18 protein-coding genes are annotated in these 22,457 nt (G+C 75.2%); 11 read left to right on the forward strand and 7 right to left on the reverse strand.

The features are described 5' to 3' along the window. Positions 1 to 148: 148 nt before the first annotated feature. The 7 genes from ACIQUT_RS02130 (at position 149) to ACIQUT_RS02160 (ending at position 10,082) form a co-directional block, all read left to right on the forward strand. Positions 149 to 1,957 carry an IucA/IucC family protein gene (locus ACIQUT_RS02130; protein ID WP_403558248.1) on the forward strand — a complete coding sequence of 603 codons (1,809 nt, stop codon included), beginning with the start codon at positions 149 to 151 and terminating at the stop codon, positions 1,955 to 1,957. A gap of 12 nt (positions 1,958 to 1,969) precedes the next feature. Continuing rightward, positions 1,970 to 3,508, forward strand: coding sequence for a pyridoxal phosphate-dependent decarboxylase family protein (locus ACIQUT_RS02135; RefSeq protein WP_403558250.1), 1,539 nt, complete (start codon positions 1,970 to 1,972; stop codon positions 3,506 to 3,508). Beyond that, on the forward strand, positions 3,505 to 5,313 hold the full coding sequence (locus ACIQUT_RS02140) for an IucA/IucC family protein (RefSeq protein ID WP_403558251.1): 1,809 nt from the start codon (positions 3,505 to 3,507) through the stop codon (positions 5,311 to 5,313). The genes ACIQUT_RS02135 and ACIQUT_RS02140 overlap by 4 nt, the downstream gene beginning before the upstream one ends. After that, positions 5,310 to 5,915 carry a GNAT family N-acetyltransferase gene (locus ACIQUT_RS02145; protein WP_403558252.1) on the forward strand — a complete coding sequence of 202 codons (606 nt, stop codon included), beginning with the start codon at positions 5,310 to 5,312 and terminating at the stop codon, positions 5,913 to 5,915. Before ACIQUT_RS02140 ends, ACIQUT_RS02145 begins: the two co-directional genes overlap by 4 nt. Further along, positions 5,912 to 7,252 (forward strand): lysine N(6)-hydroxylase/L-ornithine N(5)-oxygenase family protein, encoded by a 1,341-nt coding sequence (locus tag ACIQUT_RS02150; RefSeq protein ID WP_403558254.1) that lies wholly within the window; start codon positions 5,912 to 5,914, stop codon positions 7,250 to 7,252. Before ACIQUT_RS02145 ends, ACIQUT_RS02150 begins: the two co-directional genes overlap by 4 nt. A gap of 312 nt (positions 7,253 to 7,564) precedes the next feature. After that, positions 7,565 to 8,710 carry a molybdopterin-dependent oxidoreductase gene (locus ACIQUT_RS02155; RefSeq protein ID WP_403558256.1) on the forward strand — a complete coding sequence of 382 codons (1,146 nt, stop codon included), beginning with the start codon at positions 7,565 to 7,567 and terminating at the stop codon, positions 8,708 to 8,710. 16 nt (positions 8,711 to 8,726) lie between these two features. After that, positions 8,727 to 10,082, forward strand: a complete 1,356-nt coding sequence (locus tag ACIQUT_RS02160; protein WP_403558258.1) for a rhodanese-like domain-containing protein — start codon at positions 8,727 to 8,729, stop codon at positions 10,080 to 10,082. Positions 10,083 to 10,100: 18 nt separating this feature from the next. On the opposite strand, the gene ACIQUT_RS02165 is transcribed toward ACIQUT_RS02160, so the two are convergent. From ACIQUT_RS02165 to ACIQUT_RS02190, 6 genes are all read right to left on the reverse strand, one after another. Continuing rightward, on the reverse strand, positions 10,101 to 10,859 hold the full coding sequence (locus tag ACIQUT_RS02165) for a class I SAM-dependent methyltransferase (protein ID WP_403558260.1): 759 nt from the start codon (positions 10,857 to 10,859) through the stop codon (positions 10,101 to 10,103). An 8-nt stretch (positions 10,860 to 10,867) separates the two neighbouring features. Further along, positions 10,868 to 12,166, reverse strand: a complete 1,299-nt coding sequence (locus ACIQUT_RS02170; protein WP_403558262.1) for an aminotransferase class V-fold PLP-dependent enzyme — start codon at positions 12,164 to 12,166, stop codon at positions 10,868 to 10,870. Beyond that, positions 12,166 to 13,485, reverse strand: a complete 1,320-nt coding sequence (locus ACIQUT_RS02175) for a pyridoxal-phosphate dependent enzyme (RefSeq protein WP_403559285.1) — start codon at positions 13,483 to 13,485, stop codon at positions 12,166 to 12,168. The genes ACIQUT_RS02170 and ACIQUT_RS02175 overlap by 1 nt, the downstream gene beginning before the upstream one ends. Before the next feature lie 5 nt (positions 13,486 to 13,490). Next, on the reverse strand, positions 13,491 to 14,999 hold the full coding sequence (locus tag ACIQUT_RS02180; protein WP_403558263.1) for a Y4yA family PLP-dependent enzyme: 1,509 nt from the start codon (positions 14,997 to 14,999) through the stop codon (positions 13,491 to 13,493). 168 nt (positions 15,000 to 15,167) lie between these two features. After that, the gene (locus ACIQUT_RS02185; protein ID WP_403558265.1) at positions 15,168 to 15,731 is read right to left on the reverse strand and encodes a GNAT family N-acetyltransferase; all 564 of its coding nucleotides are present in this window, start codon (positions 15,729 to 15,731) and stop codon (positions 15,168 to 15,170) included. Between the two features lie 84 nt (positions 15,732 to 15,815). Then, entirely contained in the window at positions 15,816 to 16,175 is a 360-nt protein-coding gene (locus ACIQUT_RS02190) for an ArsR/SmtB family transcription factor (RefSeq protein ID WP_403558267.1), read from the reverse strand. Positions 16,176 to 16,325: 150 nt separating this feature from the next. Between ACIQUT_RS02190 and ACIQUT_RS02195 the strand changes: the two genes are divergently transcribed. Together ACIQUT_RS02195 and recQ are read left to right on the forward strand one after the other, a co-directional pair. Beyond that, positions 16,326 to 17,693 (forward strand): MFS transporter, encoded by a 1,368-nt coding sequence (locus ACIQUT_RS02195; protein ID WP_403559288.1) that lies wholly within the window; start codon positions 16,326 to 16,328, stop codon positions 17,691 to 17,693. Between the two features lie 10 nt (positions 17,694 to 17,703). Continuing rightward, complete coding sequence (gene recQ, locus ACIQUT_RS02200) at positions 17,704 to 19,722, forward strand: DNA helicase RecQ (RefSeq protein ID WP_403558269.1); 2,019 nt, start codon at positions 17,704 to 17,706, stop codon at positions 19,720 to 19,722. Between the two features lie 71 nt (positions 19,723 to 19,793). On the opposite strand, the gene ACIQUT_RS02205 is transcribed toward recQ, so the two are convergent. After that, positions 19,794 to 20,720, reverse strand: coding sequence for a hypothetical protein (locus ACIQUT_RS02205; protein WP_403558271.1), 927 nt, complete (start codon positions 20,718 to 20,720; stop codon positions 19,794 to 19,796). A gap of 155 nt (positions 20,721 to 20,875) precedes the next feature. Here ACIQUT_RS02205 and ACIQUT_RS02210 point away from each other — a divergent pair, with 155 nt between their 5' ends. Then, a complete protein-coding gene (locus tag ACIQUT_RS02210) occupies positions 20,876 to 21,475 on the forward strand; it encodes a DUF4255 domain-containing protein (RefSeq protein ID WP_403558273.1) in 600 nt (199 codons plus the stop codon). Continuing rightward, a complete protein-coding gene (locus ACIQUT_RS02215; RefSeq protein WP_403558274.1) occupies positions 21,472 to 22,434 on the forward strand; it encodes a hypothetical protein in 963 nt (320 codons plus the stop codon). Before ACIQUT_RS02210 ends, ACIQUT_RS02215 begins: the two co-directional genes overlap by 4 nt. Positions 22,435 to 22,457: the final 23 nt, after the last annotated feature.

A 22,457-nucleotide genomic window follows, 5' to 3' on the forward strand; every position in this document is an offset into this window, starting at 1 on the left:
AGCCTAACCTAAGTGCATTCCCGATGGAATGTCATCTGTCCCAGTATGGCCGAAAGTTGTGATTGCGACTTAGGTAAGCCTTCCCTAATCTGGCTTCGCCTGGACGGATCGCCTCCGGGCGCCACAAGACGGATACAGGAGCTGCCAGATGCCCCTGCCCCCCGACCATCCCGTGCCGGACCTGCCGGACGTCTCCCCGGCGGCCTGGCGGGAAGCCGGCCGCCGCCTCCTCGCCAAAGCCCTCGGCGAATGGTGCTTCGAGGACATGCTCAAGGCGGTCGACACCGGCGACGGCTACCGCGTCGACCTCGCGAGCGGCACGACCTACGCCTTCCGCGCCGAACCGGGCGCCTACGGCTGGCTGCGCGTCGACCCGGACTCGATCACCCGCACCGCCACCGGCATGCTCGGCAACTCCATCGCCCAACCCGCCTGGGACCCCCAGCAGTTCCTCATCGAGGCGGCCACGACGATCGACAGCGACCCCTCGACCGTCGCCACCTACCTCACCGAGCTCTCCGCCACCCTCGCCGTCGACGCCGCCCGCCTCACCCACGGCGGCGAGACCGCGGCCGAACTGCGCGCCCTCGGCCACACCGAGCTGGAATGCCGGATGACCGGCCACAACCTGCTCGTCGCCAACAAGGGCCGGATCGGCTTCTCCGCCACCGACGTACGCCGCTACGCCCCCGAGTCCGCGCAGCCGCTGAAGCTCCACTGGGTGGCCGTGCACCGCGGCCTCGCCGAGTTCCGCGGCACCTCCGAGCTGTCCGAACGCGAGATCCTCGCCCGGGAGCTGGACGAGGAGACGCAAGGCCGGTTCACCGCCGTCCTGGAGCGCGCCGGGGTCGACCCCGCGGCCTATGTGTGGCTGCCCGTGCACCCCTGGCAGTGGGACCACGCCGTCCAGGTCCTGCACGCCGCCGACATCGCGCAGCGCCGCATCGTCCCGCTCGGTGAGAGCCCCGACGCGTACCTCCCGGGCCAGTCGATCCGCACGATGGCCAACGTCACCACCCCCGAGCGGTACGACGTCAAACTCCCCCTGAAGATCCTCAACACCCTCGTCTGGCGCGGCATCCCGCCGCACTGCACCGCCGGGGCCCCCGTCGTCACCCAGTGGCTGCGCGGACTGGTCGAGCGCGACCCGTTCCTGACGGAGGAATGCCGCACCGTCTTCCTCGGCGAGGTCGCCTCGGTGACCGTCCACCACCCCTACCTCTCCCGGCTCGACGGGGCGCCCTACCAGTACCTGGAGACCCTCGGCTGCATCTGGCGCGAATCGGTGTCCGCGCGCAAGGACCCGGACGAACGCGTCCGCACCTTCGCCTCCCTGCTGCACACCGACCACACCGGCCGCGCGTTCACCGCGGAACTCGTACGCGCCTCGGGCCTCGACCCGCAGGACTGGCTGCGCCGCCTGTTCGACACCCTGCTCGTGCCGATCCTCCACGTCCTCTACCGCTACGGGATCACCTTCAACCCGCACGGCCAGAACACCCTCATCGGCTACGACGACAACGACGTCCCGGCCCGCCTCTACCTGAAGGACTTCGTCGACGACGTCTGCGTCTCCTTCACGGACGTGCCCGAACGCGGCCCGGAGCCCGACGGCCACGACCACCTCCTGCCGCGCAAGCACCCCTCGGTCATCCGCCAGCACGTCGTCGACCAGGTCTTCGTCGGCCACTTCCGCTACCTCGCACCGCTCTGCGCCGACCAGCTCGGCGTACCCGAGCGGACCTTCTGGCGGCTGGTCCGGCAGACCATCCTCGACTTCCACAAGCGCTTCCCCGAACTGTCCGACCGGTTCGCCGAATACGACCTGCTCACCCCCGAGATCCCCCGGTACGGCCTGAACCGCGACCGGATCGTCGTCACCCGCTACGGCGACCGGGCCCTGCGCCACGCGCTGTACCCGAACGGCACCCACCCCAGCCCACTTGCTGCCGACTGAGGAGGCCAGAGCGTGCTACCGCTGACCGCAGTACCGCCCCGGCCCCGGCCCGCACCGCCGTCCCCCGCCCTCGGCCTCGACGGGCTCGGCGAGGTCCACGGCCTGCTCGGCGAGATCATCGACACCGTGGCGGCCGCCCGCCGCCCGGCCGGCCCCGTCCCCGCCGGCACCCCCGCCGACGTCCTCGCCGCGGCCGCCGAGGCACTCGGACCGCCCCGCCTCCCCGACGAGGGGCTCGGCGCCAAGGCCGCCCTCCAGCGGCTCACCGCCGTCCTCGTCGAACAGGGCCTCGACCTGGCCCACCCCCGCGCCGCCGCCCACCTCCAGCCCCCGCCGCTCGCCGTCGCGATCGCCGCGGACACCCTCGCGAGCGCCGGCAACGCCTCCCTCGACACCTACGACTCCGGCCCGGCGGCCATCGCCGTCGAACGCTGGCTGATCGCGGCCCTCACCGGCCTGGCGGGACTCGGCGACGGCGCCGACGGCGTCCTCACCCCCGGCGGCTCCCTCTCCAACCTGATGGGACTGCTCCTCGCCCGCGACGCGGCCGCCCTCCGCCTCGGCATCGACGTCCGCGAACAGGGCGTCGCGGCCCTCCCCGCACCGGTGGTCTTCTGCTCCGAGTACGCCCACTTCTCCACCCACCGCGCCTGCGCCACCCTCGGACTCGGCGAGGCGGCCGTCCGCACCGTCCCCGCCGACGAGCACCGGCGCATGCGGCCCGAGGCCCTCGCCGCCGCGCTGGCCTCCCTGAGCCCAGGCCAGACCCCGGTCGCCGTCGTCGCCACCGCCGGGACCACCGACTTCGGCTCCGTCGACCCGCTCGCCCGGATCGCGGAGATCGCGGCCGACCACGGCATGTGGACCCACGTCGACGCCGCGTACGGCTTCGGCGCCCTGTTCTCCGACCGCCTCGCCGACCGGCTCACCGGACTGGACCTCGCCGACTCCGTCACCCTCGACCTGCACAAACTCGGCTGGCAGCCCGCCGCCGCCAGTGCCCTGCTGGTCGCGGACGGCAGAGCCTTCACCGCGTTCGACCGCGAGGTCGCCTACCTCAACCCGGCCGACGACACCGAGGCCGGCTACGACGGGCTGCTCGGGCGCAGCCTCCAGACCACCCGGCGCCCCGACGCGGTCAAGGCCGCCGCCACCCTCCTGGCGTACGGGCGCACCGGCCTCGGCCGCATGGTCGACACCTGCCACGACCTGGCCCGGCACGCCGAACGGCGCATCCTCGCCGAGCCCGAACTGGAACTGGTCTCCCCGGCCGAGCTGACCACTGTGGTGTTCCGCTACCGGGGCGGCGCGGACCCGGCGGACGCCGACGCCCTCAACGGCGCCGTCCGCCGCCGCCTGCTCCAGTCCGGCAGCGCCCTCATCGGCCGCACCGAGGCCCCGGCCGGCGAACCGGGCGCCCCGCACCGGGTGTGCCTGAAGTTCACCCTGCTCAACCCCGCCGCCACCGCCGACGACATCGACGACCTCGTGGACACCGTCCTCGACGCCGGACGCACCTGTGAACGACTGACGGAGGAGACCGCCGCATGACGACCACCGCCGCGGCCGCAACCCCCACCCCACCGGACGGCCCCCCGCCCGCCCCCGACCCGCTGCACGCCGCCGACGCCCGGACCGCCGCCGAGCACGCCCACGCCGAGGCCCTGCTGCGCTGCTGGCTCCTGGAGACCGCCACCCCCGTCCGCCCCGGCCCGCTGCGGGTCGAGCTGCCCACCGCGGGACTGGCCCTCGTCACCGAGGTCACCCACCGCTCGCCCACCGGCTGGCACCGCTTCGCCCCCGTACGCCTCGAAGGCCCCGGCGGCCTCCTCGGCAACCCCGCCGACCCGGTGACGGCCGTCGCCCTGCTCGCCGCCGAGGCCGCCGTACGGGGCGGCGCCCGCCCCGGCGGGGTCCCCCCGGGCGAGGCGGCCGACCTGGTCGAGCGCACCGCCGAATCCGTGCGCCGCGTCACCGCGTTCCTCGCCGACCGCCGCGCCCACCCCAACCCGCCGCCCGGCACGGACGGCTTCCTCGACTCCGAACAGGCCCTCCTCCTCGGCCACCTGAACCACCCCGCCCCCAAGAGCCGCGACGGCATCTCCGACCACGACACCGCCGCCTTCTCGCCCGAGCTGCGCGGCTCCTTCCGGCTGCACTGGTTCGCCGCCGACCCGTCGGTGCTCTCCCACGACGCCGTCGAGGGGGCGCCGTCCCTGGCCGGCCGGGACACCGCCGCCCTCCTCGCCGACCTCGCCGGGGAGCCCCTCGCCGACGGCCGGGTCCTGATCCCCGCCCACCCCTGGCAGGCCCGCGACCTGCTGCACCGCCCGCGCATCGCCGCCCTCGTGGCCTCCGGCGCACTCGAACCGCTCGGCGAGCTCGGCCCCGTCTGGTGGCCGACGTCCAGCCTGCGCACCGTGTACCGGCCCGGCGCCGAGGTGATGCTGAAGCTCTCCCTCGGGCTGCGGCTGACCAACTCCCGCCGCGAATCCACCCGTACGGAACTGCGCCGCGGCCCGGAGGTCAACCGGCTGCTCGACGCCGGCCACGCCGACAGCACCTTCCTCGCCCACCCCGGATTCACCGTCACCCGCGACCCGGCCTGGATCGCCGTCGACGAACCCGGCCGCCCTGAGGGCCCGGAGGTGACCGGCCTCGACGTCGCCGTCCGGGAGGTCCCGCACGGCATCGCCGACCTGCGCTGCCTCGTCGGCCTGGTCGCCCCCCGCCCCGGCCTCGGCCGCAGCACGCTCGGCGGGCTGGTGGCCGGGCAGGGCCCCGGCGCCGCCGAGCAGTGGACGGCCGACTACGCCGACCGGGTCCTCGTCCCCATGCTCCACCTGTACGCGGCCACCGGCATCGGCCTGGAGGCCCACCAGCAGAACACCCTGGTCCGGCTGGACGCACAGGGCCGGGTCACCGGCGGCGCCTTCCGCGACAACCAGGGCTACTACCTGGCCGCCTCCCACCTGCCGGACGTCCTCAAGCGGACCGGCTCCGACTCCTCCACCCTCGCCGTCGTCAACGACGCCCTCGTCGACGACCGCCTCTCCTACTACCTCCTGCGCAACCAGGCCCTGTCGGTCGTCGGCTGCCTCGCCGTCGACGGACTCGCCGCCGAACGCGACCTCCTGGCCGTGCTCGCCGACCGGCTGCGGGCCGCCCTGCCCGCCCTCGCCGCCGCCGGCCCGGACGGCGACCGGCTGGCGCGCCGCTGGCTGACCGCCGGCACCCTGCCCGGCAAGGCCAACCTGCTGACCCGGCTGCACGGCATCGACGAGGTCCTCGCCCCCCTCGACGCCCAGTCCGTCTACCTCGACGCCCCCAACCCGCTGCAGGAGGCCGCCGTATGACGTCCGCCCACCCGCTGCCGCCGGAAACGGACCGGCCGGGCGCCGCCGTCCCCGGACCCCCGCTGCCCCTGCTGCCCGGCCCCTGGTCGGCCCGCACCGCCCGGGCCGGCGGAGCCGACCTCGACCTGGTCCACGGCTGGATGCAGTCCCCGCACATCGACGCCTTCTGGCACCAGGCCTGGCCGCGCGAACGCTGGCACGAGGAGATCGCCGGACACCTCGCGGGCGTCGCCGTCCGGCCCGTGCTCGTCGCGCTCGACGGCGAACCCGTGGCCTACATCGAGGTGTACCGGGTGCTCCGCGACCGGCTGACCGAGCACTACGCCTACCACCCCCGCGACCTGGGCGTGCACATCGCCGTCGGCGAAGAGGCCCGCACCGGCAAGGGCCTGGGCCGGACCCTGCTGCGCGCCCTCGCCGAGGGGCTGCTCGCCGCCGACCCGGCCTGCCCCCGGGTGGTCGCCGAGCCCGACGCGGCCAACACGGCCTCCCTCCGGGCGTTCGGCGCCGCCGGCTACCGCCGCATCCGGGAGATCACCCTGCCCGAGAAGACGGCCGTCCTGCTCTGCCACCCGCGCCGCGAGGAGGACCTGCCCCGATGACCGGACACGATGTGATCGCCATCGGCTGCGGCCCCTTCAACCTGGGCCTCGCCGCCCTCGCCCAGGCCGTCGACGGCCTCGACCTGCTGGTCCTGGAGGAACAGCCCGAATTCACCTGGCACCGCGGGATGATGTTCGCGGACGCCTCGATGCAGGTGAACTTCCTCGCCGACCTCGTCACCCTCGTCGCCCCCGGCCACCCCCTGTCGTTCCTGCACTACCTCCACGACATGGACCGGCTCTACACCTTCACCGTGCGGGAGAACTTCTTCCCCTCCCGCCGGGAGTACGAGGACTACCTGCGCTGGGCCGCCGCCCGCCTGCCCTCCGTCCGCTTCTCCCACCGCGTCGAGGAGGTCCGCTGGGAGCCCGGCCCCGAGCACTTCGCCGTGCACGCGGTGCGCGGCGACGGCACCCGGCTGCGCCTCGCCGCCCGCAACCTCGTCCTCGGCATCGGCACCGCACCCCACGTGCCCGAGGCACTGGCCGGCCTGCCGCGGGAGCGGCTGCTGCACACCTCGGAGTACCTGTACCGGGGGGCCGAGGTGCAGGACGCCGGCAAGGTCACCGTGGTCGGCTCCGGCCAGTCGGGCGCCGAGGTCATGGTCGACCTGCTGGGCCGCAACGTGGAGGGCGGCCCGGCGGCGGCCTGGCTGACCCGGACCCCGTCCTTCGCGCCGCTGGACTACACCAAGATGGTCCTGGAGATGACCACCCCGGCGTACATGCAGTACTTCCACACCCTGCCGGAGCACGTACGGGACCGGCTCGCCGGCGAGCAGTGGCAGTTCTACAAGGGCATCTCCACCGACACCCTCGACCAGATCCACGAACTGCTGTACCGGCGCCAGCTGGAGCACGGCCTCGCCGACGTGGAACTGCGCTTCGGCATCACCGTGGAGTCCGCCGGCGTCGACGCGGCGGGCCGGGCGGTGCTCGCCTGCCGGCACCGCGACACCGGGGCGGTCTTCGAGCACACCACCGACCTCGTGGTGGCCGCCACCGGCTACCGCAACCGCCCGCCGACCTTCCTCGACCCCGTCGAGCACCTGCTGCTGCGGGACGGCCGCGGCCGCTACCGGGTCCGCGCCGACCACTCCGTGGAGCTCGCCGACGGAATCGAGGGCATCGAGGGCGTCGGGGGCATCGGGGGCATCGGGGGACGCATCTTCGTCGCCAACGCCGAAGTGCACAGCCACGGGGTCTCCGCGCCGAACCTGGACATCGGGGCGGTGCGCAACGCCACGATCCTCAACGCCGTCACCGGCCGCGAGGCCTTCCGCCTCCCCAAGCGCAGCGCCTTCACCACCTTCACGGCCCCGCAGCAGAACCCCTGACACGCAGCAGCCCCCACACACAGCAGTCCCCGGCAGCCTTGCCGATCCTGAGGGTCGTCGGTCGTCGCCGTCGAATCCTCTGGTCGGCAGTCTCTGCCGGGGGCCTGGCCAGAGCCTGGACAAGTGTCACGCGGGCTCCCGAACGTCTTCGGGAGGCGGAGTGGCTCTTTCTGGTATTCCGGTGTAAGGACTACTTTCCTCCTCTATTGCTCCGAGTCAAGGGTTTTGCCGGAATTTTCCGTCGACGTCCCCGGACGTAAACTGAAGGGGATCCGCGTCGTGTCAGGTCAGCGGCCCGACGGAGGTTCCGCGATGACGGCATGGCCCATTCCGCTCGGGTCCGGTGCCACCGGCTGGGCTCCCGAGACGGTGACGTCCGACCCGTACAACGCCCAGACGCCGGCGGCCGCGCTGGCCGAGCCGGTGACACCCGTGGCCGCCCTGTTCGTCCGCGACCACTTCGGCATCCCCGAGACCGCGCCCGACCGCTGGCAGCTGCACCTCGGCGGTGCCGCGGCCGCGCCCTTCACCCTCGGCTACGCGGACCTGCTCACCCTGGAGCGCCGCGAGCACGACGTCGTCATGGAGTGTGCGGGCAACGGCCGCGCCCTGATGACCCCCCGCCCGCCCGGCCTCCCATGGGACCAGCGGGCGGTCGGCTGCACCCGCGTGGCCGGGGTGCCGTTCGTGCTGGTGGCCGCCCGGGCCCGCTTCGACCCGCGCAGCGTCGAGATCGTCTTCACCGGAGCCGACTCCGGCACCGTGCACGGCCGCCCCACCGCCTTCGCACGCAGCCTCCCCCTCGACGTGGCCCTCCACCCCGACACCCTGCTCGCCACGCACATGAACGGCGAGCCGCTCACCCCCGAGCACGGGGCGCCGGTCCGCCTGGTGGTCCCCGGCCGGTACGCGGTCGCCGACGTGAAGTGGCTGGTCGCCGCCCGCGCCGTGACCGAGCCGTTCACCGGCGTCTTCCAGGCCGAGGAGTACCTGTACACCGACTCCCGCGGCACCCCCGAGGGGCCCGTCACGACCGTCCGGGTCAAATCGCTGATCACCGCCCCCGAACCGGACGCGGACCTGCGCCGCGGCCACGAGGTGCTGGTGCAGGGGCGGGCCTGGTCGGGCGGCGGCGTGCCCGTGCGCCGGGTGGTGGTGCGGACGGAGTACGCCGGGGACGACGTCGACGCCGAAAACCCCCACGGCGGGGGCTCCGGCGGGGATGCGGGAGCCCGGGGCCCCGGCGCGGGCTGGCACCACGCCCGCCTCGAAGCCCCGGCCGGCCGCTACGCCTGGACCCCCTGGTCGTACCGGTGGACACCCGACCGGCCCGGCCCCTACCGGCTGCTGTCCCGCGCGACCGACGCCCGCGGCGACACCCAGCCGGACGCCGCCCCCTGGAACGCCCACGGCTACGGCTGCAACCCCGTCGCCCGCGTGGACGTGGTCGTCGTCTGAAGGACCCGGTGACCCGATGACCGAGATCGAGATCATGACCACCGCCTCGCTCGGCGACACGAGCTACCTCCTCGTGAGCGGGGACGAAGCCGCCCTGGTCGACCCGCAGCGCGACAGCTGGGAGCTGATGGAGTCCTGCGCCGGCCGCGGCGTGCGGATCCGGTACGCGCTGGAGACCCACGTCCACAACGACTACGTCTCCGGATCCCTGGAGGTCCGCGCCGCGACCGGCGCCACCGTGGCGGGCCCCGCCCGGGCCCCGTACGCCTTCGACCACCTCGGACTGGCCGACGGCGACGAGATCACGGTCGGGGACACGACGCTGCGGGCCCTGGAGACGCCGGGCCACACCGCCGAACACACCTCCTACCTCGTCCTCGACGCCTCCCGCCCGGACCACCCCGCGGCCGTCTTCACCGGCGGCAGCCTGCTCGTCGGCACCGCCGGCCGCACCGACCTCTCCGGCCCCGACCACACCGAGGAGCTGGCCCGCGCCCAGTACCGCTCGCTGCGCCGGCTCGCCCTGCTGCCCGACACCACCCGCATCCTGCCCACGCACGGCGCCGGCAGCTCCTGCTCCGCCGGCCCGGCGGCGGCCGACCGGACCACCACCCTGGGCGCGGAGCGGCGCACCAACCCGGCGCTCACCGCCGCCGACGAGGAGGAGTTCGTCAGCGGGCGGATGGCGGGCCTGCCGCCGTACCCGGCGTACTACCACCACATGGCCCCGGTGAACCGGTCCGGCCCGCCCGTCCTGGGCGGCCTGCCCGCGCTGCGGCCGCTCACCCCCGCCGCGGTCGAAGGGCTCGCCGGGGGCGGCGCACAGATCGTCGACGGCCGCGACCGCGCCTCCTTCGCCGCCGGGCACCTGCCCGGCTCGATCTGCGAGGAACTCGACGACCGGTTCGCGAGCCTGGTCGCCGAGGTCGTGCCGTTCGGCACCCGCCTGGTCCTCGTCCTGCCCGAACCGGCCGGGGAGGCGGGCCGCGAGGCGGTCCGCCAGCTCCTGCGGATCGGCTACGACAACATTGCCGGGCACCTGGCGGGAGGCGTCGACGCCTGGGCCGCCGCCGGCCGCCCCCTGCGGTCCTTCCGCACCGCCGACGCCGCCGAACTCGCCGGACACCTCGCCGGGCGGCGCATCCTGGACGTCCGCCCCGACCGCCCCGACGGCGGCATCCCCGGCGCCCTCGCCGTGCCGCTGTCCGAACTCCCGCGGCGGCTCGGGGAGTTGCCCCGCGACCGGGAGATCTGGACGGTGTGCGGCAGCGGCCGCCGGGCCGTCATCGCGGCCAGCCTCATCGACCGGGCCGGCATCCCCGTCACGGCGGTAACCCGGGGCGGAGCAGCGGACCTGCTCCGGCCCGCCTGACCGCGCCCCGCCCGCAGGTCAGCGCACGGCGGCCAGGACGCGGCTGCTGCCGTACTGCCAGACCGTGCCCACGTGCCGGAAGCCGGCCCGGCGCAGCAGCGCGGCATGGACCGACACCGGCAGGTCGTCGGCGGCGCAGGGCGGGTGCCCGCCGGCGTCGGGGGAGGACAGCAGCGGGGCGAGCTCCGGGTCGGCCGCAGCCCCCGACCACCAGGACGACCAGTCCTCGTGGGTGAAGGCCAGGCTGCGCTCGCTGTGGCGGCGGCCGATGTCCTGCGCGAGGGCGCGCAGCGGCGCGTCGTCCGGCGCGATGTGGTCGCCGTTGACGAACACCCCGCCCGGGCGCAGCCGTTCGGCCAGCTCCCGGTACACCCCGCCCAGGGTGGTCCGGTCCAGGTAGTGCAGTGCCGTCGTGGAGACGGCCGCGTCCACCGGCCGGTCGAGGCCGAGCGCGTCGAGCCAGCCGGGCGCGCCGATCAGGGCCCGCACGTACCGCAGGCGCTCCCCGAAGTGCGCCCGGCCCAGCTCCAGCAGCAGCGGGTCCGCGTCGACGGCCAGGACCTCGGAACCGGGCAGCCGGTCGGCCAGGCGCGCGGCGAGCGTGCCCGGGCCGCTGCCCAGGTCGAGGAGGAGGCGGCGGCCGGACGCGGTGTGCGTGATGTGCTCGACCACGTCCGCGATGACCGTGAACCGCTCCTCGCGGTCCACCGCGTACCGCTGCTGCTGGCACTCCCAGCGCTCCACCCAGCGCGCGGCCGTCACTGCGCTCATACCCATAGTGAAAATCATTGCAGGTTGGCGAGCACCGTCAGCAACTCCTCCATCTCTTCGAGCGTGTTGTACACGTGCAGGCTCACACGCACCGATCCGTCCCGTACACTTCGCCCGGCCTGGCAGTGCTCGTCGGAACGCACCATGAACCCGTGGCTGTACAGGATGAACCCCAGGTCCTGCGAGCCGATCCCGTGGTGCCGGAAGGTCACGATGCTGCCGCGCCGCTGCACGGGGGACCCGGCCGCCAGGCTGGTCCGGCAGCCGAGGACCTCGTACGCGGGCAGCCGGTCCAGCCCGTCGGTCAGCACCGCCGCCAGCGCCGTCGTCCACCGCGCGATCCGCCCCACATCCGCCGCCCGGAGCCAGTCCAGAGCGGCCGAAAGGCTCGCGATGCCCGCCGTGTTGGGCGTGCCCGGCCAGCCGCCGGGGCGGAACGCCGGGCCGCGCGCGCCCCGCGCCCACACCGCACCGGTGCCCGGCAGCGCGAGCGCCTTGTGCCCGGAGAACACCAGGAAGTCCACGTCCAGTTCGGCGAGGGAGACCGGCTGGTGGCCGACGCTCTGGGCGGCGTCCAGGCAGATCGGCACCCGCGGCCCGACCGCCTCGCGGACGCGGTGCAGGTTCATGTCGGCGCCGTACACGTGGTGGACGTGCGTCGCGGCCACGAACCGCGTGCGCGGGCCCGTGAGGGCGGCCAGGGCCGCCGGGTCGTAGTCCCCGGACCCCGCCTGGCAGGGCAGCTCCCGTACGGTGATCCGCACCCCGCGCGCGGCCAGCAGGTCCCGCGCCTCCAGCCAGGGGTCGAGGTTGGCCCGGTGGTCGCCGAAGGGGACGACGATCTCGTCGCCGTCGGCGAGCAGCTCCGGCAGCCAGTCCCGGGCGACCGTCCGCAGCCCCTCCGAGGCCCCGCTGGTGAAGTGCACCGAGGAGCGCCCCGGGTCCGGGTCCCCGAGGAACGCCTTCACCTGCTCGCGGGCGCCCTCCACCAGCGCCGTCGTCGCGTTCGCCCACGGGTACGAGCCGCGGGCGGAGTTGGCGTTGGAGGTGGTCAGGTAGGCGTGCACGGCGTCCAGGACCGCCTGCGGCTTCTGCCCGGTCGCGGCACTGTCGAGGTACGCCTGGCCGGGGTGCCCGGCCACGATGGGGAACCCGGCGCGCAGCGGGCGCTGCCACGCGGCCAGCTCCCGCAGCTCCGCCCGCGGATCCGGCGGGGCCGGCGGGGCAGTCGGGGTCGGCCGGGCGGGCGGGGTCGGCCGGACCGGCGGGGTGGGCGGGGTCGGCGGGGTGGGCGGGGTCGGCGGGGCGGCCATCAGTCGCGCACCAGCGGGGCGCCCGCGTCCCGCCAGGCGATGATGCCGCCCGCGAGGCTGCGTACGTCCGGATGCCCCATCCGGGTCAGCAGGGCCGCGTACCGCTGCGACTGCTCGCCGACCGGGCAGGCCAGCAGCACCGGCCGGCTCGTGCTGAACGGCAGCCCGCCGCGCACGAGTTCCGCGAACAGCTCGTCCACGATGTTGACCGAGCCGTCGATGTGCAGCGCCCCGTACGCGAACGGCCCGCGCAGGTCGACCACCAGCGGCTGCCCCGACTCCGCCCACTTGCGGGCCTCGGCCACGTCCATCGCGCGTACGGCGGCCAGTTCGGCCTCGGTGACGGTGGCGGCGGAGTTGCGCACGGCGGGTCGGCCCAGCAGCTCGGGCCGCCGCTGCCGGACGTAGCCCAGATAGCTCTCCGCCCGGTCGCACACGATGAACACGGCCGTCCGGCGCTCGGTCAGCCCGGCGTCCAGGGCCTTCAAGTGGCGGACGGCACCCTGGTAGGCGGCCCCGCCGGTCGGGCCGGACAGCAGCCCGCAGCGGCGCAGCAGGACCAGCATCCCGTCGAGGGCCTCGTCCGCGCTCACCGCCTCGATCGCGTCGTACGCGGCCGGGTCGAACAGGCCCACCTCCTGCACCTCGTCGGCGGTGCGGATGCCCGGGATGAAGTCCGACTTCGCGCCGACGAGCCCGACCACGCGCACGGCCGGGTCGTGCGCGCGCAGCGCCCGGGCGACGCCGGTGGAGGAGCCGGCGGTGCCCACGCAGGCGATGAACCAGTCGGGGGCGCGGCCGTCCAGGTCGGCGATGATCTCCGGGCCCGTGCCCTGCGCGTGCGCCTGCGCGTTCAGCGGGTTGAAGTACTGGTCCGTGTGGAGGTGGGCGCTCCCGGGGACGCCGAGCTGCTGGTGGAAGAGGGTCAGCGGGTCGGCGGTGTCGGTCGGGTCCAGGCACTCGCTCTGCCCGGGCAGCTCCTCGATCTCCGCGCCCAGCAGGAGCAGCAGGTCCTTGATCTCCGGGACGCGCATGCGGTTGGTGACGCTCTTGAACCGCAGTCCGTGCAGGCCCGCGATCAGGGCCAAGGCCTTCGCGGTGTTGCCGCTGGACAGCTCGACCACCGTCTCGTCGCCGGCCGCGGCGCCGGCCAGCCGTTCGCGGACCATGTTCCAGGCGGGCCGGTCCTTGAGCGAGCCGAACGGGTTGAGCATCTCCAGCTTGGCGTAGAGATCGATGTTCCGCAGTCCGTGCACGTCCGGATCGATGCGCACCAGCGGGGTGTTGCCGATGGCGTCGGTGATGCTGTCGTACCTCATGTGCCTCATGCCCCCGTTTCCGTGACCGGCCAGTACTGCTCGTCGAGGCACCAGCGCCAGGCTCCGCCCTCCTCTCCGGCGTCGGTTGCGGTGCCGCCCCCGGCGGCTCTGACGGCCACCTTGCGGGCCACGGGCTGGCGTTGGGCCCGGGTTGCGGTGAAGTCCATGCAGTAGGCGGCCGTGTTGGGGAAGGCAAGCAGGTCGCCCGGGCGGGGCAGGCGGGGCAGGAAGACGGTCCGGCGGGTGATCAGGTCGGCCTCCAGGCAGAGGCTGCCCATGAGGTGCACGCCGACGGCGCCGGCAGCGCCGATGGCCGGGTCGACCGGTGCCGCGCCGCCGTCGCGGGGGACGAGGACCGGGTCCACGAGCACGCCGTGCTCCTCCAGGCCCACGTCGCCCGCGTTCAGGGCGAGGCGCACCCGCGGCGGGCCCCCGGCGTCGTCGCGGACCTCCATGACCCGGCCGAGGGTCAGCCCGCACTGGTCGACGAGGGCGCGGCCCGGCTCGGCGTACAGGTCGCACAGGCTCTCCAGCAGCAGCGTGCCCAGCGGCCGCCCCAGCCCCGGCGCCGGCCGGGAGAGCAGCTCGTCGAGATAGGCGGCCCCGGCGGCCGGCCGGTACGCGGGGTACAGGGCGGGCGCGCCCCTGAGGACGCCGTTCTCCACGCGCAGGCCGTACCCGTACCCGCCCCAGGCCAGCGGGCCGCGGCGGCCGAGCACGGCCTCGGTGAGGGCGGTCGTCCAGCGCTCCCACTGGCCGGCGTGCGCGAGGTAGCTGATGCCGAAGCCGCCGCCGACGTCGATCGCCCGGGGCTGGAAGCCCCGCAGCCGCAGCTCGTCCACGGCCCGCAGGCAGCCTTCCAGGGCGACGGCCTTCTCGTCCGCGCTGGTGGTGTCCAGGTGGTAGCCGACACCGACGGGCTCCAGGGCGTCCCGGAGGGTGTCGAGCAGGTCGAGCAGCCGGGCCAGGTGCCGTTCGGGGGTGCCGAAGCGGGTGGGCCGGGACAGGGTGCGGGGCCCGGCCGCACCGAACTCCGACAGGCGCAGCACGACGCGCAGCCGGGGCAGGCCGTGGGTGCGCACCAGCCGGGCCGCCTCGGCGAGTTCGCCCGGCCCGTCGGCGTTCACGACGGCCCCGCAGCGGGCGGCGAGCCACAGGAAGGCGGGGTCCTTCGGCCCGGTCACCATGACGCGGTCGCCGGTGAAGCCGGCGCCGAGGGCGTGCTGGAGCTCCCCCACGGAGGCGGCGTCCAGCCCGGCGCCGGTGGCTGCCGCGTGGCGGACCAGGGCGCTGGAGCCGGTGGCCTTGTGGGCGAACCAGATCCGCCCGGGTAACCGGTGCCGGCGCAGGACCTCGGCGAACGCCTCCGCGTTGCGCTCGAACTCGTCCGGCAGCACCACGTTCAGGGGCGACCCCAGCGCGTCCACCAGGCCGTGCAGGAACCGCCCGGAACGCAGCAGGGCCGCAGGGCCCGAGGTGAGCCGCGGTTCCAGGTACAAAGGGGCGTCGCTCATCCCGGCCGTCCCTCCCCGACGACGCATGCGGACCCGCATCCGCGATCACTCGTACGGCTCCGCCGCGCGATCACTCGTACGGCTCCGCCCATCATCGCTCCCCGTCTGCCGCAGCTGAAGGGGGCGTGGGAGCACGCGGGGGCGGTTGGCCGGATCGGTACGGCCGTTTCAGAGGGTGAGGCTCATCAGGACGTCGTCCCGGTCGTCCCCGGGCGCCACACGCAGCGCACCCGGCCACCGGCCCACCTCCACCCAGCCCAGCCGCCGGTAGAACTCCTCCAGCCCGCACCCGGAGCGGGCGCTGAGCTGCAGCCGTTCCAGGCCCAGCTCATCGCGGGCGACGTCGGCCACGCCGGTCATCAGGGCGCTGCCGATGCCGCGGCCGCGCAGCCCGGGGAGGGTCTGGAGGTGGTTGACCACCCCGCAGTGGGCCACCAGCGGGTGCGGGTCATGGCGCAGAACCAGCCAGCCGGACAGGGTTCCGCCGTCGACGGCGAGGAGGATCCGGCAGCGCAGCGGATCGAGTGCGCGGACGAGGCGGTCCACGGCGGGCGCGACGTCGGCCGCGGACACGGGCGGCATCGGCAGCTCGGGGGCGATCACCGCCCCGCCCGCGTTGACCACGGCCGTCCAGCAGTCCGCCAGCTGCCGTGCGGTGGCGGGCGGTACGTCCCTCGGGGTCGTCAGCTGCACCAGCTCGGGCACCACGGGCACCACACCTCGGGACGGCATGGCCCCAGCCTCCCACGGGGGCCGTCAGTCCGGGGGCCGTCGGTCAGGAGTCCGTCAGTCCGGGGGCCGTCAGTCCGGAGTCCGTCAGTCGTGGGGTGCCTCTCCGCTCACCCGGTGGTCGGCGTGGCTCAGCGCCTCCAGGACCAGGCGGCGCAGGTGGCCGTCGCGGAGCCGGTAGTGGACGTGGCGCCCCTCCTTGCGGGACTCCACCAGCTGGGCCAGACGCAGTTTGGCCAGGTGTTGGCTGACCGCGGTGCGCGAGGCGGCGCACTGCTCGGCGAGGGTGCCGACGTCGGACTCGTCCTGGGCGAGCAGCCACAGCAGGTGCAGGCGCGTGGGGTCGGAGAGCAGCGCGAAGACCGACGCCGCCTCGGCCAGCCGGGCGCCGTCGGGGGCGCGCAGGTGCGAGACGGTCGCAGGTGGCAGGGAATCGCTCAGGGCCATGGGGACAGCGTATGGCCGGGCGGCGCGGGGCCGGGCGGCCGGGCGGCGCGGTTGCGGCCGGGGGCGCGCGGGCATCCATTCGTCATGTGCGCATCTGCGCACATGACGATACGGTGGAGGGGTGACCCCGCCGAGCGGAAGGCCGCCGCCATGCTGTCCGTCCTGCGCAACCGCACCTACCGGCACCTGTTCGCAGCCCAGGCCGTCGCCCTGACCGGCACCGGCCTGGCCACCGTCGCCCTCGGCCTGCTCGCCTACGACATCGCGGGCCCCCGGGCCGGATCGGTCCTCGGCACCGCGCTGGCGATCAAGATGGTGGCGTACGTCGCCATCGCGCCGGCCGTCGGCGCCGTCGCCCACCGGCTCCCGCGCCGCACCCTCCTGATCGGCGCCGACCTGGGCCGCGCCGCGGTCGCCCTCTCCCTGCCGTTCGTCGACCGGGTCTGGCAGGTCTACGTCCTGGTCTTCGTGCTGCAGGCCGCCTCCGCCGTGTTCACCCCCGCCTTCCAGGCCGTGATCCCCGACGTGCTGCCCGAGGAGCGCGACTACACCCGGGCGCTGTCGCTGTCCCGGCTGGCCTACGACCTGGAGAGCCTGTTCAGCCCGGCCGTGGCCGCCGCCCTGCTCGCCGTCACCGGCTACAACCGGCTCTTCCTCGGCACCGCCGCCGGCTTCCTCGCCTCGGCCGTCCTGGTCGCCTCGGTCGCCCTCCCGGGGCCGCCGGCCGCGATGGCGGGGACGCCGGGCGGGGCGGGGGCCGGGGTGCCGGGTGGCGGGTCAGGGTCCGGCGTGGGCGGGGAGCGTCGTGCGGCCCGGCGCGGGCGGAGGGTGTACGCGGCTGCCACCGCGGGTGCACGGCTCTTCCTCGCCGCCCCGCAGCTGCGCGCCCTGCTGCTGCTCAACCTCACCGTGGCCGCGGCCGGCGCGCTCGTCACCGTCAACACCGTCGTCTACGTCCGCGACCACCTGGGCCGCCCCACCGGGGACGTCGCCCTCGCCCTCGGCGCCTACGGGGCCGGCTCCATGGCCGTGGCCCTGCTCCTGCCCCGCGTCCTCGACCGGGCCCCCGACCGCAGGGTCATGCTGCGCGGCGCCCTCGGCCTGACCGCGGTGTTCGCCGCCGCCGGAGCCCTGACCGCGGCGGGCGCCGGCGGCTGGCGCTGGCCCGCCCTGCTGGCGGCGTGGGCGGCGTTCGGGGCCGGAGGCTCGCTGGTGCTCACCCCCGCCGGCCGGCTCATCCGCCGTACCGTCCCGGCCGAGCGGCGCACCGAGGCCTTCGCCGCCCAGTTCTCCCTCTCCCACGCCTGCTGGCTGCTGACCTACCCGCTGGCCGGCTGGGTCGGCGCCACCGCCGGCCTGACGGCCGCCGTCGCCGGCCTCGGCGCGGTCGCCGCCGTCTCGGCCGCCGCCGCGGCCCGCCTGTGGCGCCCCGCCGCGGCCGCGGACCGGCCGCGCGGCCACCGTCCGGCGGGCCCGGTTTTCCACAGGGCGGAGCGGGGTGTCGTCGGAGGTCGGTAGGCTGCCGGACATGACCCTTTCGGACGCGTCCCCCGAGACCAGCGATGCCCTGCAGGTGCTTCACCGCGTCTTCGGGTACGACTCCTTCCGCGGCGAGCAGAAGGACATCATCGAGCACGTCGCCGGCGGCGGCGACGCCCTGGTGCTGATGCCCACCGGCGGCGGCAAGTCGCTCTGCTACCAGATCCCGGCCCTCGTCAGGGGCGGCACCGGCGTGGTGATCTCGCCGCTGATCGCGCTGATGCAGGACCAGGTGGACGCGCTGACCGCGCTCGGGGTGCGGGCCGGCTTCCTCAACTCCACGCAGGGGTTCGACGAGCGGCGCACCGTCGAGCAGCTTCTTCTCGCCGGCGAGCTCGACCTGCTGTACCTGGCGCCCGAGCGGCTGCGCACCGAGGGCACCCAGCGACTCCTCGACCGCGCCGAGATCTCCGTCTTCGCCATCGACGAGGCGCACTGCGTCGCCCAGTGGGGCCACGACTTCCGGCCCGACTACCTCGCGCTGTCGATGCTGCACGAGCGCTGGCCCAAGGTGCCCCGGATCGCCCTGACGGCGACGGCCACGCCGGCCACGCACGCCGAGATCGCCGGCCGCCTCGGCCTGAAGGACGCGCGGCACTTCGTCGCCAGCTTCGACCGGCCGAACATCCAGTACCGGATCGCCGCCAAGAACAACCCCGTCAAGCAGCTGCTGGACCTGATCCGCACCGAGCACGAGGGGGAAGCCGGCGTCGTCTACTGCCTCTCCCGGGCCTCCGTGGAGAAGACCGCCGCCGCCCTCGTGGAGCACGGCATCGACGCCGTCGCCTACCACGCGGGCATGGACGCGGCCACGCGCGCCGCGAACCAGGCCCGGTTCCTGCGCGAGGACGGCATCGTGGTCGTCGCCACCATCGCCTTCGGCATGGGCATCGACAAGCCCGACGTCCGCTTCGTCGCCCACCTCGACCTGCCGAAGTCCGTCGAGGGCTACTACCAGGAGACCGGCCGCGCCGGCCGCGACGGCGAACCGGCCACCGCCTGGCTGGCGTACGGCCTGCAGGACGTGGTCCAGCAGCGCAAGCTGATCGACGGCTCCGAGGGCGACGACACCCACCGCCGCTCGCTGACCGCCCACCTCGACGCGATGCTCGCCCTGTGCGAGACCGTCGAATGCCGCCGCGTGCGGCTGCTGGCCTACTTCGGCCAGGAGTCCGGCCCCTGCGGCAACTGCGACACCTGCCTGACCCCGGCCGAGTCCTGGGACGGCACGGTCGCCGCGCAGAAACTGCTGTCGACGGTGTGGCGGCTGGCCCGGGAGCGGCGCCAGAAGTTCGGCGCCGGCCAGATCATCGACATCCTCCAGGGCAAGAAGACGGCCAAGGTCATCCAGTTCGACCACGACACGCTGTCGGTGTTCGGGGTCGGCGCCGACCTGGGCGCCGGCGAATGGCGCGGGATCGTACGGCAGCTGCTCGCGCAGGGCCTGCTGGCGGTCGAGGGCGACTACGGCACGCTGGTGCTGACGGACGCCAGCGGCGAGGTGCTGGGCGGCCGCCGGCCCGTGCCCCTGCGCAAGGAGGCCGCGCCCGCCGCCGGCCGGACCCGCAAGGAGTCCGGGGCCCGCTCCGGGAAGCAGGGCGCGCGCGTCCCGGCCGACCTGCCGGCGGCCGCGGTACCGGTCTTCGAGGCCCTGCGGGCCTGGCGGGCCGCGACGGCCCGCGAGCAGGGCGTACCGGCGTACGTCGTCTTCCATGACGCGACCCTGCGCGAGATCGCGACGCGGCTGCCCGCCACCGTCGAGGAGCTCGGCACCATCAGCGGCGTCGGCGAGGCGAAGCTCACCAAGTACGCCGAGGGGATCCTCGACACCCTCGCCGAGACCGGCGCCGACCCGGCACAGCCCGCGCCGCCCGCCGCCCCTGCCGCGCCGCCTGCCGGCCCCGCCGCGCCCGCGGGCCCCGGCCGGACCGGGCACCAGGAGCCGTGGGACGACGAGCCGCCCCTCGACCCGGAGGAGACGGACGCGCCCTGGGACGACTGGGAATAGTCACACCCCCGGGCAGCCCGACGGCTGTGGCTGTGGCTGTGGCTGTGGCTGTGGCTGCCCGGTGCCGTGGCTTAGTCGGCCGCGGACGGTGCGGGCTCCTCCTCCTCGGAGTCCGCGCCGTCCTCCCGGTCGGAGTCGGCGTGGGCCGGGCACGGCGGGCACAGGCGGGTGTACTCGGCCATCACCTCCTCCACGGTCTCCCGCTGCTTGCGCTCGCACGCCGCGCGCCGGGTCTCCTCCTTGCACAGCAGCTCCGCCCGGGCGCCCTCCAGCACGGCGATGGCCTGCCAGCCCTTGAGGACGCACAGCAGCGCCTTGCACAGGCAGTCGACGAACTCCGACACGGATCCGAAGCCCCGGAAGGCCTCCGTGATCCGGCGCAGCAGCACCAGCAGGCGCGCGTAGAGGCGTACGACGTCCTGGCCGAGCACCGGGTCGCAGACGTCGGCCAGCAGCTGCACCGCGTCCGCCTTGATCTTCACGGCCCGTTCGGGCAGCGCCGTCACCTCGCCCTCCAGCGCCGTGAAGCAGGCCGCCGCCTGCTGGGTGTCCTGCGTGTACCGGGCGATCCGGGACGCGAGGGAGGCGACCGTGTCGTCCGGGTGGACCGCGTCCGAGAACGCGCAGCCGCAGTCGTCCACGCAGCAGCCCCAGCCGCCCGCGCACCGGCGGATGTCCTCGAAGACCCGGTCCACGGCCTGCGCCAGGCAGTGCCGCTGCTCGTGCCCGACCCGGCAGCGGATCTGCTCGCGGACCTTCCCGAGCGTCGCGGCCGCCTCGTCCAGATCCGCCTTCGCGGCCAGTCGGGCCTGGGTGTACCGGGTCCGGGCCCCGTTGAACTTCTCCTGGAACTCACGCAGTTGCGGCAGGTGCTGCTGGGTGACCTCGGCCCGGCGCTGGATTCCCGTGGCGATGCAGGCCAGTTCGTCGATGGCGCCGGGGTCGCAGCCGCCGGTGCTGCTGCCGGCTGCCGGGTGGGTGTGCGCGGTGCTGCTCATACTGGCTCTCCTGGTCGATGCGGGCAGGCGCGACCCGAGTGTGGGCCGGGCGGTGTCACCGGCCCGTCGCCCGGCCATCGCGCACCGGGCGCCGCCGGACGCGCCCGGGCGGCCCGGCAACGCGCGCGTGACGCGGCGGGCCGCAGCATCGCCCCATGGCTGGATACCGGGCACTCGCCGCCGTCGGGCGCAGCGTCGTCGCGCTGCTCAACCGGCGCTTCGCCGAGGAGATCCCCGTCGGGCGCCGCCCGGAGGCCGTCCTCGCCGGGCCCGTCGACTTCGACAAGGTCGACACCCCGGGCTCCGTCATCCGCAACCCCGCGGTCTCCGTCTACTGCTACCGCCTGAGCCTCGACCGGGAGACCCGGCCCGCCCTCGCGGCGCTCGCCGCCCAGGACGGGCTGCCCCGCCTGCCGCTGCGGATGCACCTGATGATCGCCGCCTGGGACCAGTTCGTGGAGGCCGAGCTGGAATGGCTCGGGCTCGTCGCCCGGACCCTGGAGACCGAGGCCCTGCTCACCGGGCCGCTCCTGCACCCCAGCGGGGACTGGCTCCCCGGCGACTCGGTGCAGATCGTCCCCGACGAGCTGGCCATGGACTCGATGAGCGAGGCCTTCCAGGCGATGACCACCGACTACCGGCTCTGCCTGCCCTACCTCGCCCGGGTCGTCCGCATCGACGGCCCGGCCGGACCCGCCCCCGGCACGGTCACCACCGTCGCCGCAGGCCCCGTCTCCGCGGAGCGCCCGCGATGACCGGCCGGGCCGCCGGGCGGCAGGACGCGGCCGCGGTGGGGGATGCCGCCGCCGCGGCACGGGAGGCCGCCGCTACGGCGGGGGAGGCCCCGATCACCGTCGACGCCGGGACCGCCGACGTACTGCACCGGCTCGCCCTCGCCGTCCGCCCGCTCGACGCCCGCACCCGCGCCCCCGCCGGGCCCGGGCTGCGCGTCGGCTGCGAGCACGACCCCGTCCCGGGCCGCCGGCCGCGCCCCGGCGACCTGCTGCGCCCGCTCGAAGGCCACGGGGCGACCGGCTTCGTCCTGCGGTACGGCACCTCCGGCGGGCTGCCGCACACCGTGACCGTACGCGTCGACGACCCCGCCCGGCGGTGGATACCGCGCCGCTTCCGCATACCCCTGTGGACCCGGCCCGAACTCGCCGCGGCCGACGCCCGGCCGCCCTCCGCCCCGTACGTCCGCGCCGACGCCCGGCTCCTGCTGCCCTGGCTGCTGCCCGGCCCCGCCCACCCCGTACCCGTCGGCACGACCGGCATCCGGCTGCGCGTCACCACCGCCGCCGGGACGCCCGTGCGCTGGCCGCGGGTCGACGCCTTCGGGCCCGGCGGCGTCCCGCTCGGCTGGGCCCACGGCGACGAGCACGGCCAGGTGCTGCTGCTGATCGACGCGGTGGGCGTCCTGCCCTCGCCGCCGCCGTCCCGGTTCGACATCGCCCTGCGCACCCACGCCCCGGACCCGCCCGCGGACCCGTCCGCCGGTGGGCCCGCCGGTGCGCCCGCCGACCCGCTCGCCGGTCTCGTCGCCGAACCGGTCGTACGCAGCACCTCCCCGCCCCGGCCTCAGGACCTCGACAACGCGGTGCTGCGCGGGACCGCCCGGCCCGCCGGGTACCGCACCGGCGCCGCCGACACCGTCCGCACGCTCACCGTCGGTCAGGTGGTCCACGCCGCCGACCTGCCCCACATCCCCGCCTGACCCGCGACCGAGGAGAGCCGCCC

Origin of the sequence: Streptomyces sp. NPDC090445 (assembly GCF_044769385.1) — a bacterium.
Lineage (GTDB): Bacteria > Actinomycetota > Actinomycetes > Streptomycetales > Streptomycetaceae > Streptomyces.

Coding starts and splice junctions, on each gene's coding strand:
- ACIQUT_RS02150 (WP_403558254.1), top strand. CDS start 5,912: ATGACCGGACACGATGTGATCGCCATCGGCTGCGGCCCCTTCAACCTG.
- ACIQUT_RS02215 (WP_403558274.1), top strand. CDS start 21,472: ATGACCGGCCGGGCCGCCGGGCGGCAGGACGCGGCCGCGGTGGGGGAT.
- ACIQUT_RS02185 (WP_403558265.1), bottom strand. CDS start 15,731: ATGCCGTCCCGAGGTGTGGTGCCCGTGGTGCCCGAGCTGGTGCAGCTG.
- ACIQUT_RS02195 (WP_403559288.1), top strand. CDS start 16,326: ATGCTGTCCGTCCTGCGCAACCGCACCTACCGGCACCTGTTCGCAGCC.
- ACIQUT_RS02130 (WP_403558248.1), top strand. CDS start 149: ATGCCCCTGCCCCCCGACCATCCCGTGCCGGACCTGCCGGACGTCTCC.
- ACIQUT_RS02160 (WP_403558258.1), top strand. CDS start 8,727: ATGACCGAGATCGAGATCATGACCACCGCCTCGCTCGGCGACACGAGC.
- ACIQUT_RS02205 (WP_403558271.1), bottom strand. CDS start 20,720: ATGAGCAGCACCGCGCACACCCACCCGGCAGCCGGCAGCAGCACCGGC.
- recQ (WP_403558269.1), top strand. CDS start 17,704: ATGACCCTTTCGGACGCGTCCCCCGAGACCAGCGATGCCCTGCAGGTG.
- ACIQUT_RS02165 (WP_403558260.1), bottom strand. CDS start 10,859: ATGGGTATGAGCGCAGTGACGGCCGCGCGCTGGGTGGAGCGCTGGGAG.
- ACIQUT_RS02170 (WP_403558262.1), bottom strand. CDS start 12,166: ATGGCCGCCCCGCCGACCCCGCCCACCCCGCCGACCCCGCCCACCCCG.
- ACIQUT_RS02175 (WP_403559285.1), bottom strand. CDS start 13,485: ATGAGGTACGACAGCATCACCGACGCCATCGGCAACACCCCGCTGGTG.
- ACIQUT_RS02190 (WP_403558267.1), bottom strand. CDS start 16,175: ATGGCCCTGAGCGATTCCCTGCCACCTGCGACCGTCTCGCACCTGCGC.
- ACIQUT_RS02210 (WP_403558273.1), top strand. CDS start 20,876: ATGGCTGGATACCGGGCACTCGCCGCCGTCGGGCGCAGCGTCGTCGCG.
- ACIQUT_RS02145 (WP_403558252.1), top strand. CDS start 5,310: ATGACGTCCGCCCACCCGCTGCCGCCGGAAACGGACCGGCCGGGCGCC.
- ACIQUT_RS02155 (WP_403558256.1), top strand. CDS start 7,565: ATGACGGCATGGCCCATTCCGCTCGGGTCCGGTGCCACCGGCTGGGCT.
- ACIQUT_RS02140 (WP_403558251.1), top strand. CDS start 3,505: ATGACGACCACCGCCGCGGCCGCAACCCCCACCCCACCGGACGGCCCC.
- ACIQUT_RS02180 (WP_403558263.1), bottom strand. CDS start 14,999: ATGAGCGACGCCCCTTTGTACCTGGAACCGCGGCTCACCTCGGGCCCT.